Below are 13,126 nucleotides of genomic sequence, written 5' to 3'. Positions count from 1 at the left end.
AAAATTTAGTAATATATAATTAAGAATATGATAGTCACATCTTTTGTAACTATTAATTGATTTTCAACACACGTTGTTAAGATGGATAGTGTGTAATATGTTTCATAAAGTTAATTTTCAATATTTACGTAACAAAATACTTAGTATGTTAGTTGGTTAATTCTAATAATCTGTTTGGAATTTGTAATAATAAGTGTTTTTGTGATGATAATAAATTTCTTGCTAAGAATGGTAGCAATTGCTAATATGGTGAGCATTTAAATAATGATGACGATAGGAGTATTTATCTAAATATCTCTATATATTAAGTTATTTATTGGAATTGCATTTCACACATGATGTAACATAATGGTCCTGTTATACATTAGCAGGTAGTTGTCATGGAGGGGTAACTGTTATGAAATTAGAGGAATAAAATGGTTAATTTACCAAAATTTACGATGCGGGATTTAGTAGAGTCTGGTGTTCACTTTGGTCATAAAGCGAGTAGATGGAATCCTAAGATGGCTCCGTATATATATGGTGTATATAATGATATTCACATTATTAATCTGCAGAATACTGTAGTATTACTTAAGAATGCATTAAAAGCTTTATATGATGTGGTTCTTAAAAGAGGAAGGGTGTTATTTATCGGAACTAAAGTTCAAGCATCTGCTATAATTGCTGATGAAGCAATACGTTGTGGACAATATTATGTAAATAATAGATGGTTGGGAGGTATGTTAACAAATTGGGAAACTATCTCTTTATCAATAAAAAAACTAAAAGAATATGAAAAATTAATAGAGAATGTTGATAATCAATTTACAAAGAAGGAATTATTGCTTTTTGAGAAAAAAAGGGCAAAACTTGATAGGTCTATAGGTGGTATTTGTAATATGGGGGGATTGCCTCATGTCTTGTTTGTAATTGATACAAATAAGGAACATATTGCAATTAAAGAAGCTAATAAGTTGAATATTCCTGTGATAGCAGTATTAGATACAAATTCTGATCCTACTGGTATAGATTATCCAATTCCTGGAAATGATGATGCTGTACGTTCAATTGATTTCTTCTGTAAGATTGTATCAGATACTATATTAGAAGCAATACGTTCTGATTTAGCTAAATCTGGTATTAATGTTGATGGTATTAAAGATTTCTCAGTAGAGAAGAGAGATGATCTTTTAAGAACAAGTAATCGAGATAATAAGAATAATAAAAATAATAATAATACTGATAATACTGATAATGCTGCAAGTATTAAAGAAGAAGATCTTATAGGAGGAAGTAATAATGAAAATTGATATTAGTGCGATAAAAAAATTACGCGATTTAACAGGTGCAGGTGTTGGTGATTGTAAAGAAGCATTAAGTTCTTGTGATGGTGATATAGAAAAAGCAAAAAATTATCTTAGGGAACAAGGAATTGCAAAGGCTTACAAGAAGTCTACTAAGGATGTATCAGATGGCTTAATAGCAATTCATGTTGATGGGAATAAAGGTGCGATCTTAGAGGTAAATTCGGAGACTGATTTTGTAGCACGTAATGAAAAATTTCAGAAATTAGTATTAAATCTTGTTTCCTTGGCTAATCAATATGCTACTGAAAGTATAGAAGATTTTCTAAAACATGAATATATTAGTGGTACCAGTGTTCATGATGAAATAATGAGTAACATTGCAATAATAGGGGAAAATATTCATTTAAATAAAATAGGTTGCTTGTCTGTTAATAGTGGTGTTGTTAGTGGATATATTCATAATCCTGTAATCGATAATCTTGGTAAAATAGGAGCAATAGTTGCTTTAGAATCTAATGGTGATAGTGAAAAATTAAAAGTACTTGCAAAACAAATAGCTATGCATATTGTTGCTGCAAAACCAGAAGCGTTGTCTCTTGATGTTTTGGATAAAGATCTTTTAAATAAAGAACGTGAAATAATAAAAAAGCAGGTTGATCAATTAAATAAACCAGCAGCTGTAGCAGAAAAAATAATAGATGGTAGGATGGCTAAATTTTACCAGGATGTTGTTTTACTAGACCAAGTCTTTGTGATGGATAGTCAGTTAACAATTTCTGAGTTAGTCAAGAGAAAAGAGTCAGAGTTAGCAGAAACTATTAATCTTATAGGATATAAACTGTTTGTTATTAATAAATAGTGATACTATTAAGGATAGTATTTTTGTTAAATGAGGTATATGTTAAATAATTGAATAATAGATTTATTGTATATTATTAAATCCAGTGTATTTGTTATATTATACTGTGGATAATTATTCATTACAGCATTCGGTATATGTTATATATACTTTGTTAAGTGTGAGATTATATGTATATTTCAATTATAAGGTTGAAATAAGTTATAGGTATTATACACTTATTTTTATGTACTAGTAGATATGCATTAAAGTTTATAAGATAGTTTTATATGTTTTTGTTAGAAGCATTAATTTATAAAATGAATTAATTGTTATATGAGAAATTATGGATATTACACCAATTATTTGTCCTAATCAAAATGTTATTACTGGATATGGTACAGGTAAGTTTTTGATAAATGATAATATCTATTTAGGTTCTCATATAATTTTTCCTAATAAAATTATTTCTTATTTAAACCTTAGCATTTCTAATTTGGAAGATATAATTGAATTATTAGATGAAACTTTAGATATAGTGTTGATTGGTACTGGTAAAAATCACATATTTTTACCTGATACAGTAAAAAACAATTTTTTGAAACGCGGTTTTAATATTGAACATATGTCTACAGGAGCAGTTTGTCGTACATATAATATTCTATTGTATGAAGGTAGAAATGTTTGTGCAGCGTTAATATCGTTATAAATTATTATGTTTTTTGAAATTGTTAATGAGTATTTTTTTGTTAATGGAGTAGTTGCTATATTGATTGTGAGCTTAGTTACAGGGTCACTAGGGTCGTTTATGATATGGAAGAATCTTTCATATTTGGGAGATAGTATTTCTCATGCATCTATTTTAGGTGTAGCTTTAGCTATATTGTTAAACATTAGTATATCTAGTGGTATTTTATGTATTTCTATTATTTTTGCACTACTGCTATCTTATAGTATGAATAAAATTTACTCTATAGATACTGTTTTAAGTATTGTTACTAATGTTATTATGTCGTTAGGAATGATATTATTATCTTTTTTTCCTTCTGCTACCAGTAATATAATACATTCATTATTTGGCGATGTACTAATGTTAACTAATAAAGATCTTATAATAATGGCTTTAGTATCATTGATAATTATTACTATTATTGTATATAGATGGAAATATTGGTTAATTATATCTATAAGTAATGATTTGTCTGCATCTGAAGGTGTAAATATAGGTTTTATAAAATTGGAATTTTTGATAATACTTTCTATTTTTATTGCTTTTGCAGCCCAATTAGTAGGAATATTGTTAATTACTGCTTTTTTAGTTATTCCTGCAGCAGCAGCAAGATTGATATCAAGGACCCCGTTGCAAATGATAATAATTTCTACAATTATTTCTATATTTTCTGGTATTACAGGACTTTTATTATCTGAGAAATTTGATATTTTTCCTGGTCCTTTAATTATAATGGTATCGTTCCTGTTATTGTTATGTATGTACTGCATCAACAGATGTGTGAATTAAGATAGATATTTGTGTGTAAGTTAAAATATTTTTTGTAGTTATATTAAAATAATATGCTAAAATTAGTATAATTTTGTAATAAATATAAAGAGTAATATGCCATCTGCTAAGAAATTAATAGCACGTGCTATTGGTTTAGTTATTGGTTCTTTATTACTGATATTTAGTTTTAATATATTAATGAGATATTTTAGCAAGAAGGTCAATTCTATATTCTTGGGAATATGTTTATTACTGAGTATTGGGATTACTGTTTTTTTTAAAATATATGGAATTGATAAAACTTCATCAACATTTATTAATCTAAAGATATATGGAATGTTAGTTTCAAGTGCTTTAATTATGTTTTGTATTGCTAATCTAATACTGAAGAAAAGTAGTGAATGTAGTGTTAAATTAAGTAAACAAAATAAACAAATTTACTATTTAAACATTAATTTAGATAATTTGAAAATAGAGCTTAATATTATTAAGAGAGAAATAGAATGGTATTTCACTCATTTATGTAATGATGATAAAATTTATATTAATATTGAAAAAGAACATTTAGTATCAACAAATAAAAAATATTATGATCTTAATTCGTTATGTAAAGTAGTAAAACTTATTACATTTATTGTAGCATTATTAATATTTTTATATCAGTTCTTTTATAGCTGTATTAATCAGAAATTTCGGTCAGTTGAGTTAAATATGTATTATGCTTTACTGTCATTGTTTTTTTGTATATTTATGGTAGACAAGTTACCTGATTATTATTATGAATATGTTAAGACTAATGCTGATGAAGATAATAAGAATATTATAGATTCTTTAAATAATGAGTTAAGGATTAAGACGAAATTACGTGATAGTTTATTGAAAGAAGTATCAGCATATAATAATACAATTGATGATGAAAGTTTGATAGGAGAAAGTGATTATCAGTTGAATAGGCAGAAAATATTAAAAATATTGAACAGAATATAAATTGTTAGATTAAATTTGTGTAGGTAATGGTGAGTTATTTATAGATGGCGAATATATTAATATGGTTTACATAATGTCTAGCTTTAATTTACTAAAAAATGATTTTTGTATTTAAAATTTTAATATATTATATTATTAAATAATTTATTATAATTCTTGATATAAAGTAATTATTTGATAATCTGGTGACTATTGATGCTTTACTTTTTATCATAAATATTATATAGGGTTTATTGTTGTATGTATGGATTTATAGCTAATTTTAATTGTTAATAATGTTTTGCATATATTAGAGTTGTTTTTAAATAAGACTTGTATATTTAGTTTATAGTATGAAGGTTAAAGAGTAGTATAGCTTTGATATCGAAAGTAGGTAATTAATTAATAAAATATGTTTGTATAACCTTATATTGCTTTTATAATGTTAGGCTAGCGTTATGACAATTTGATGTCATCTATATTTGTAATGTTGAAGGGTAATTATGAGTAATGATGAGAATAAATGCTCTGTATTTAAGACAAAAGTTAAAAGGCGTGATTTTTTAGGTTTGACTACTTTATCTATGGCAGGTATTGGATTGTTTTCTTCAGTATACCCTTTAATAAAGTTTTTAAGTCCATCTGCAGAGGTGGTAGCGCAGTCTACTATTGAAGTGAATTTATCAGACATTAAAGAAGGGAAGACTAAAGTTGTAAAATGGCAAGGGAAACCTGTTTTTATACGTAAACGTACAACACAGGAGATAGAGGAAGCTAGATCTGTCAAAATGGATAGTCTGAAAGACCCACAATCTGATCAAGAACGTACTCATGTAGGAAGAGAAGAGTGGTTGGTAATGGTAGGTATTTGTACTCATTTGGGGTGTGTTCCAGTAGAGGTAGATGATGGAAAAAAAGGGTGGTATTGCCCTTGTCATGGTTCTAAATATGATACATCTGGTAGAATTGTTAGTGGACCTGCTCCACTTAATCTGCCTGTACCTGATTACTATTTTTCTAGAAAGGATGTTATTGTTATAGGTACGAAAGGGACTGATGTTGCATAAGTATATAATTAGAGGTATTAATTAATGTCTGGACATGACAATATAAAAAAGCCTGAAGGAAAGGGTATCCTAGCTTGGATAGAATACAGAATGCCGATTTGTGCTTTTTTAAAAGGGTTAGCTTCATATCAGGTTCCTAAAAATTTAAATTATGCATGGAATTTCGGGTCCCTTGCTGGTATTGCATTAATATTACAGATTATAACAGGTATATTTTTAGCAATGCATTATACTCCACACGTTGCACATGCGTTTAATAGTGTTGAAAGAATAATGCGTGATGTTAATTATGGATGGTTGATAAGATATACTCATGCTGTTGGTGCTTCATTCTTTTTTATAGTTGTGTATATACATATATTGCGTGGTTTGTATTATGGTTCATATAAGAGTCCTAGGGAGTTAGTCTGGTTTATTGGGATTTTTATCTTTTTTGCAATGATGGCAACTGCGTTTATGGGTTATGTATTGCCTTGGGGTCAAATGAGCTTTTGGGGTGCAACGGTTATTACTAATTTATTTTCTGTAATACCTTTAGTTGGTCAAGACATTGTACAGTGGTTATGGGGTGGTTTTTCTGTTGATAATCCTACGTTGAATAGATTTTTTGCATTACATTATTTATTGCCTTTTATTATATTAGCGCTTGCTTCTTTACATGTTATAGCACTTCATAGATTTGGATCAGGTAATCCAAGTGGTGTAGAAGTAAAATCTAAAAAAGATACTATTCCAATATATCCATATTTTATTGTTAAAGATTGTATAACATTTGGTATATTCTTTATATTTTTATTTTTATTTGTATTTTATATTCCAAATTATTTAGGACATCCAGATAATTATATTGAGGCTGATCCTATGGTTACGCCTGCTCATATAGTTCCTGAATGGTACTTTTTGCCTTTTTATGCTATGCTGCGTTCTATCCCTAATAAGTTATTAGGTGTAGTTACTATGATTGGTTCTATAATGGTATGGTTTTTATTGCCAATATTAGATAGGTGCAAAGTTAAAAGTGGTAGTTACCGTCCAATTTTTAGAATTTTTTATGTATTATTTGTATTAAATTTTTGTTTTTTAACTTGGCTTGGTGGACAGGAAGTGAAAGAACCATTCGTAACACTTAGTAGATTATCTACGTTGTATTATTTTTCATATTTTCTCATTGTATTACCTATACTGTCTAAGTATGAAAAGCCAGTTACGCTTCCAAACACCGTAAGTGATGCAGTACCGGAGATGAAATAATGTTGATTCGATATCTTCTTATAGTAGTTTGTTTTATTTGTATTTCATCTATATGTGTTGCTGATGAATTTAAGCATACATCTCCTAAGAAGGTTAATTGGAAATTTGATGGTATATTAGGGTCATTTGATAGGCAATCTATACAGCGTGGTTATCAAGTATATAGGGAAGTATGTTCATCGTGTCATTCTATGAGAAGAATAGCATTTCGTAATCTGCGTGATGTAGGGTTTTCTGAAGATGAAGTAAAAGCTATTGCTGCATCTTATCAAGTATTAGATGGTCCAAATGATAATGGTGAGATGTTTGAACGTCCAGGTATACAGTCAGATTATTTTGTATCACCTTTCCCTAATAAGGAGGCTGCTAAAGCTGCTAATAAAGGTGCATTTCCGCCTGATTTGTCTTTGATGATTAAAGCAAGGCATAATGGTGCAAATTATGTATATTCTTTATTGACTGGTTATGAAAGCAGTGAACCTGATGAAGGTGGTTTATATACTAATCCTTATTTTAGTACTGGTAAAATATTAATGGCTCCTCCACTATCTGATAATTTAGTTCAATACACAGATGGTACAGATTCTAAGATAGAAAACATGGCGTATGATTTAGTCAATTTTCTTCAATGGGCTGCTGAGCCTGAAATGGAGGTACGTAAAAAATTAGGAATTAAGGTTATTAGCTTCTTGTTGATACTCACAATTTTTGTCATATTAGTAAATAAGGGACTATGGAAAAGCCTTTATAAATAATAATTGATATTATCTAATTGTGTATTAGACTTTACACTAGTGTTCCCTGAGTTAATGTTTTGTAGTTTTATATAAGTTCAATAATTTACAGTACTGAATGAAATATATAATTTTGTATTTCATTTTATAGGTTGGTTTCTAATATTCACAAAAAGCATATAACAAAGATGAAGCCTCACATCTTTATATAAATTAATTTATTAAAATTTCAAATAACTGTATGAATTTCTTGATATGGAATTATCAGTATCAGGTTTTATGTGTTAAAACATAAAAAATGCATTTTTTATCATATTTTGGAAAAATAATTTTTATTTTACTATTGATAATATATTTTTATGGATATATACTGATATATCATAATATTACTGCTGTTTTAGCAGTAGTGTAATTAGTGTAGTGTGTAACTAATTGGGTGTGTTTATGAAAAATCCCTTAATAATTTCCGCTTTAGCATCTTTATTAATGATGTGTTCTAATAGTGCTTTTTCTGATGAAATGTTAAATGATATGTCTGCAGTTGATAAGAATTGCGGATCAGAAATTGATATTGCAAATTGTAAGAAATTTATAGGCAATGTTAAAAAATGTGTTTTGTTGTCAGAAATGAATAGTGCGATAAAAAAGAGTAGCGGTCTTAAATTTTCTGGTAATGTGGTATCTTATGGTTGGTATTCAAGTGATTCTAGTAAAAGCACAAAGAAATTTTTGAATCATACTAGACTTTTTGATGTGGATACTGGTGGGAATATTGAGAAGATTGGTACTAAACATGATGCGATATTGAGTTTGAGAGTTGAATCAAATCCAGATAAACATGGAATTGTGTATGGCATACACTCTCAAGTTAATATTCCGAATGTAGCTGGAAGAAGTTTTAATAGGCATGCTGCTTTTAATAGAGGATCAAAAGTATTTGCTAAAACTCCCTATGGTGACTTTTCAGCTGGATATCAAGAGGGGATGGAATCAGTTATTAAGTTAAATGCTTTTGATATAGCTGCTGGTGATAATTATAACATTTGGGCAAAGCATTTGAGAGGTATTGTTCATGAAAAAAAAGAAAGCCCAAGTTATTTATTATACAATTTCAATTTTAATCCTGGGTTATATAGTGAAAGTGTTTTCCGTAATGATGATAATCTTGTTTTTGATAAATCAAATCATAATGCGTCATTTGGTATTATTACTAAAGATTTTGTTAATAATTTGCCATTTAGATTATCTTATCAATCACAAAATTTTATGGGATTAAGGTTTGGTATAAGCTATTCTCCTGCTGGTTATAATCAACAACTATTTGAATTTCCAGTAATTTTTGGTAGATACCTTGTCAGTGATGTAAAAAAGAAAGAGGATGGTAAATTAGATGTAACTAAAGACTATACTCTTGTGTATGGTGTCAATCGTCGAAGTGATACTTCTAATGTAGGTATTGTTGGACCAGTATATAAAAATATCATTAGTGGAGGTGTTTCTTATGCTTATAATGTTAAAAATTTTAAGTTTAATGCTTCTATTATAGGTGAATATGGTAATGAATATATCGATAACGATACTAGATTAAGTTATGCTATGTATTATGTTCATCAGCAATTAAGAGGAATATCAATTGGTTTTAATTTTAGTTATGATAATCTGAGGCTAGCAGGTGCATATGGAAATTTAAATCGTTCTGGGTTTCTAAATAAAATATGTTATAGTCATTACACTACGCAGAATACTTGTTATGATAAATGGCAATTTTCTAAAAATACTAATTACTATTGGAATATAGGTATTGCTTATCAACGTGAACCTTTAAATTTTAGTATTATTTACTTTGAAAGTAGTAGACTTGGTAATAAGTTAAAAGATGTAGGTGTTGGGTTGCAATATAATATTTTAAAATATAATAGTTTTAAGAATAGCTTATTTATTAATTATAATTATTATATTTTTGATCAAATGAATTATGCTAGTAACAGTGTGTATTATAGACCAACCGATTTAAGTGGTAAAGGATACGTATTGCTAGCAGGTATCAAATCAGAGTTTTAAGCTTTTTTCTAAAGTGTAACAGACATTATTATTAAAGTTATGAGTTTTTGATTTGTGTATTGTTGTTTTACTTTAGTAGAACTTGTTAAGTATATGTTTCTTAATTCATAGGTATAAAAAAAGCGAAATATTTCGATACTAAATAAGGGCTTTAAATTTTGTCTAGCGTGCAATACACATTATTATAAAATTGTGATTTTTTAATTTGTGTATTGTTGTTTAACTTTAGTAGAACTTGTTTGGTATATGTTTCTTAGTTTATTGGTATAAAGGAAAAACGGAAAATAGCAAATAAATAGTCTTAGTTTTTATGTAAAAGATAGAGTAAGTTGTCATTTTTGTTAAATTTTAACTTGATATTATTATCTAAGTTCTAAATGCTTAGTTATTATTACTTAGAAATTCTAAAGTCAATTTACACTTTATCTTGCTTTGATTTTTAGACAAATTATACTCAATCCCTAAATTAATTTTTGCAATATATTCTCACTCTTACTACTTTTAAAATACCAAGTACTAATATAAGATGATACTAAAATCCTAAAACTGTATCCAAATTGAGAATTGGAGATGTATAGCAATTACAATTGTATTAGCAGTACTAGTGCTTTCAATGTGATTTTATAATATTTTACAAAACCAGCATGATCAAGTACAGGTAAATTTAATATATAAGCAATATATACACTTATATGTTTTGATATAATATGTGATCAAATAGAGATTTATTAAAGTGAAAATTTCAAACTGATTGTATGAATATGTTAGTTTGTTATTAATTAAGAAGATGTTATATCTTAACTTATTTACATAGTGACTAGTGAAAAATATTGTATAGTAAATTGTTAATATGAAGATATAGTGTGTTTTCATTATTAATTTTTTTAAATTATTGAAAATATGGTGTAGTAGTCAATATTAACATAAATAAACATTCTAAGATGTCTGAGAGTATAATGTATTGATAGTAGTCATAACTTGCTAGTGGTATTTCAATATTACATAATTTATTATTAAATTCTTATATTGTTAAGTATAAGAAAATTACTATGTATATTACTATACATTCTGTTATTTCATATTATTAGTTGTGTGCTAGTTTTATAATATTAAAATAAGAGGTGGTTAGTTGTTTTTTTGTAATAAATGTGATTATTTGTAAATATTTTTCTATATTACCTATATTGTTAATAATATTCTTTATCAATTTAAACTAAAACTTGCTAAAAGTTGTATAAAATGTTTTGACTTATTATTTTTTGGTGATTAGTATCTAAGTTTACTTGGTAAAATGTGGTGTGGTTATGAGGTTAACTTTAGTATCTTCTGCTTTAGCTTCCTTTTTTGTATTGCTTGGAAGTAGTGCATTTTCAGTAGATATACTAAGTGATGTAAACATTTTTAATCTTGATGCAGAAAATAAGCAAGTTGATAAAGTTAATGAAAAGAATCTCTCTAAGAATTTAGAAAATAAAGAACGTAATAATTTAGTAAAAGTAGGTCGTGCTTTAGTTAGCGGGCAGGCTATATCTTATATGTGGGCTTCAGCAGATAAGTGTGATGATATTTTTGATATATCTGGTAATATGGATAATTATGGTATGAGTTATGATGCTCTGTTACGTTTAGGTGCTGAAATAAGATCAGGTGATGCTGGTACAAAGTATGGAGCAGATTTTCAAGTAGCTATACCTAGTGTTAAAGGAAGAAATTTTGAAAGGAAGGCTGCATTAAATAGGGGGTCTAGAATATTTGCTGCTACTCAGTATGGTAATTTTTCAGTTGGGTATCAAGAGGGTGTAGAATCTATTATGAAGTTAGATTCTTCTAATATAATTGCAGGGGATGAAAGCAGTAGTTGGACACAACATTTAAGAGGTGCATTGTCTGAGAAGAAGAATGCATTGGGTTATCCAATGTATCCATTTCTTTTTTCTGCTGGGTTGTATAGTGAAAATGTATTTAGGAATGATGATAATATTGAACTTGCAGCTAATAATAAGGATTTTATTAATAATCTGCCTTTAAGGATGTCATATCTGTCTCCTAGTTTTATGGGATTGAGATTTGGTGTAAGTTACTCTCCTCTTGGATATAAGTTTGATTCTTTTTCTACTGTGCTTGAGCAGTATACTACTGAGGAGATATCAGTTATGACTAAAATGCCTGAGTTGTCTGTGGATTCTTCAAGTGGTACTGTAGATTTAACTGAGTTAATCTCTGCATTGCAGGGAGGAGGTGGTTTAGGTGAAAATTGTGAATTAAAGTTATCCAATGATGATATGTATTTGGAAATTAACTTGCCAGAGTATGGTGATGATCAGCAAGGGGTGCGATGTAAAGTTATTGGTCCTACTACTAGTCTAGTAGAAGGTAGTGATTTTACTTTTTATATTGATTTACAAGAGAATGAAAATAAAAAAGCTAAAGTACCAATTTCCAATTTAAAATTATGCAATGCAAAAGTTAACTTTGAAGGTTTAGAAAACTTACAAAAGCCTACGTTTGAATTAGGTAAGCTAAAGATTACTGGTGCTGAAAATGTAAGTAAATCACCATTGATTAAGCGTACTAAAAGTAAAGAAGATAGCGTATTGTTTGGTGTAAAATATGAACATATATTCAGTGGTAGCATAGCTTATGATTATGATTTTCATGATTTTAAATTTAGTACTTCTATTGTTGGTGAATATGCTCGTCCTAGGTTGTATTTTAATACAAAAAATTATAATATTTACCCGGAAAGCTATAATTTACAAGGTGTATCTATTGGCTCCGTATTAAGTTATAAAAATGTCAATTTTGCTGCTGCTTATGGATATCTTGGACGTTCTGGTTTTGTAAAATATTATAGTGTATTAAACAACACTGCTGATAGCACAACTACAGTTAGTGTGCAACCACTTTATGAAAGATCTAATACTTACTATTTAGATGCAGCCTTAGGATATCAATATCACTCTTATTACATTAGTGTTGGATATTTTAAGAGTAGTAGAAGTGGAAATATATTACAAGATATTAATTTAGGGATAGAGTATAATTTATTGAAAAGTCAAAGTAAAATGAAGTGTAAGTTATTTGGGAATTACCACTACTATAAGTTTTCAGAAGTTTCTATTGTTGATAAAGTATGTTATAATAGTGAAGTGGGAGAACCTGCTTGTAGTGTATGTGGGCTTGCTGAGCATCGTCTTGAAAAACATGAAAAGAGTGGGTTTGGTAACATATTTTTAGTAGGTGCTAAGTTAGAGTTTTAAATATTTTTTCTCTTACTGTATACATAACATAGTTTTATTTTAAGTTATTTATTTAATGTTGTTGTTTCTTTAAATTTTATTATTTTATAGTAATTATTTATTATTGTTATTCAAAATACAGTTTACTGTTTTTGTATTGTTTTAGTAAATAAACTTTAT

The 13,126-nt window shown here is 28.0% G+C and carries 10 protein-coding genes; all 10 read left to right on the top strand.

Annotation, left to right across the window (positions count from 1 at the left end):
• Nucleotides 1-416: 416 nt before the first annotated feature.
• The 10 genes from rpsB (at nt 417) to ECAJ_RS02635 (ending at nt 12,967) form a co-directional block, all read left to right on the top strand.
• Complete coding sequence (gene rpsB, locus ECAJ_RS02680) at nt 417-1,292, top strand: 30S ribosomal protein S2 (RefSeq protein ID WP_011304631.1); 876 nt, start codon at nt 417-419, stop codon at nt 1,290-1,292.
• Nucleotides 1,282-2,148 carry a translation elongation factor Ts gene (gene tsf / locus ECAJ_RS02675; protein WP_011304630.1) on the top strand — a complete coding sequence of 289 codons (867 nt, stop codon included), beginning with the start codon at nt 1,282-1,284 and terminating at the stop codon, nt 2,146-2,148. Before rpsB ends, tsf begins: the two co-directional genes overlap by 11 nt.
• A gap of 325 nt (nt 2,149-2,473) precedes the next feature.
• Complete coding sequence (locus ECAJ_RS02670) at nt 2,474-2,836, top strand: Mth938-like domain-containing protein (protein WP_011304629.1); 363 nt, start codon at nt 2,474-2,476, stop codon at nt 2,834-2,836.
• 6 nt (nt 2,837-2,842) lie between these two features.
• Nucleotides 2,843-3,646 carry a metal ABC transporter permease gene (locus ECAJ_RS02665; RefSeq protein WP_011304628.1) on the top strand — a complete coding sequence of 268 codons (804 nt, stop codon included), beginning with the start codon at nt 2,843-2,845 and terminating at the stop codon, nt 3,644-3,646.
• A gap of 96 nt (nt 3,647-3,742) precedes the next feature.
• A complete protein-coding gene (locus ECAJ_RS02660; RefSeq protein WP_011304627.1) occupies nt 3,743-4,615 on the top strand; it encodes a hypothetical protein in 873 nt (290 codons plus the stop codon).
• Nucleotides 4,616-5,097: 482 nt separating this feature from the next.
• Nucleotides 5,098-5,661 carry a ubiquinol-cytochrome c reductase iron-sulfur subunit gene (gene petA / locus ECAJ_RS02655; protein ID WP_011304626.1) on the top strand — a complete coding sequence of 188 codons (564 nt, stop codon included), beginning with the start codon at nt 5,098-5,100 and terminating at the stop codon, nt 5,659-5,661.
• Nucleotides 5,662-5,685: 24 nt separating this feature from the next.
• The gene (locus tag ECAJ_RS02650; RefSeq protein ID WP_011304625.1) at nt 5,686-6,912 is read left to right on the top strand and encodes a cytochrome b; all 1,227 of its coding nucleotides are present in this window, start codon (nt 5,686-5,688) and stop codon (nt 6,910-6,912) included.
• Nucleotides 6,912-7,667 carry a cytochrome c1 gene (locus ECAJ_RS02645; RefSeq protein ID WP_011304624.1) on the top strand — a complete coding sequence of 252 codons (756 nt, stop codon included), beginning with the start codon at nt 6,912-6,914 and terminating at the stop codon, nt 7,665-7,667. Before ECAJ_RS02650 ends, ECAJ_RS02645 begins: the two co-directional genes overlap by 1 nt.
• 423 nt (nt 7,668-8,090) lie before the next feature.
• Nucleotides 8,091-9,707 carry a hypothetical protein gene (locus tag ECAJ_RS02640; RefSeq protein WP_011304623.1) on the top strand — a complete coding sequence of 539 codons (1,617 nt, stop codon included), beginning with the start codon at nt 8,091-8,093 and terminating at the stop codon, nt 9,705-9,707.
• Nucleotides 9,708-11,011: 1,304 nt separating this feature from the next.
• Nucleotides 11,012-12,967 (top strand): hypothetical protein, encoded by a 1,956-nt coding sequence (locus ECAJ_RS02635; protein WP_011304622.1) that lies wholly within the window; start codon nt 11,012-11,014, stop codon nt 12,965-12,967.
• The last annotated feature ends 159 nt before the right edge of the window (nt 12,968-13,126 follow it).

Source organism: Ehrlichia canis str. Jake (assembly GCF_000012565.1).
Taxonomy (GTDB): domain Bacteria; phylum Pseudomonadota; class Alphaproteobacteria; order Rickettsiales; family Anaplasmataceae; genus Ehrlichia; species Ehrlichia canis.
This window is presented reverse-complemented; position numbering and strand designations above follow the sequence as displayed.

What these genes read in the sequence shown, in the direction of transcription:
- rpsB (WP_011304631.1), top strand. Translation starts at nt 417, where the DNA reads ATGGTTAATTTACCAAAATTTACGATGCGGGATTTAGTAGAGTCTGGT.
- tsf (WP_011304630.1), top strand. Translation starts at nt 1,282, where the DNA reads ATGAAAATTGATATTAGTGCGATAAAAAAATTACGCGATTTAACAGGT.
- ECAJ_RS02670 (WP_011304629.1), top strand. Translation starts at nt 2,474, where the DNA reads ATGGATATTACACCAATTATTTGTCCTAATCAAAATGTTATTACTGGA.
- ECAJ_RS02665 (WP_011304628.1), top strand. Translation starts at nt 2,843, where the DNA reads ATGTTTTTTGAAATTGTTAATGAGTATTTTTTTGTTAATGGAGTAGTT.
- ECAJ_RS02660 (WP_011304627.1), top strand. Translation starts at nt 3,743, where the DNA reads ATGCCATCTGCTAAGAAATTAATAGCACGTGCTATTGGTTTAGTTATT.
- petA (WP_011304626.1), top strand. Translation starts at nt 5,098, where the DNA reads ATGAGTAATGATGAGAATAAATGCTCTGTATTTAAGACAAAAGTTAAA.
- ECAJ_RS02650 (WP_011304625.1), top strand. Translation starts at nt 5,686, where the DNA reads ATGTCTGGACATGACAATATAAAAAAGCCTGAAGGAAAGGGTATCCTA.
- ECAJ_RS02645 (WP_011304624.1), top strand. Translation starts at nt 6,912, where the DNA reads ATGTTGATTCGATATCTTCTTATAGTAGTTTGTTTTATTTGTATTTCA.
- ECAJ_RS02640 (WP_011304623.1), top strand. Translation starts at nt 8,091, where the DNA reads ATGAAAAATCCCTTAATAATTTCCGCTTTAGCATCTTTATTAATGATG.
- ECAJ_RS02635 (WP_011304622.1), top strand. Translation starts at nt 11,012, where the DNA reads ATGAGGTTAACTTTAGTATCTTCTGCTTTAGCTTCCTTTTTTGTATTG.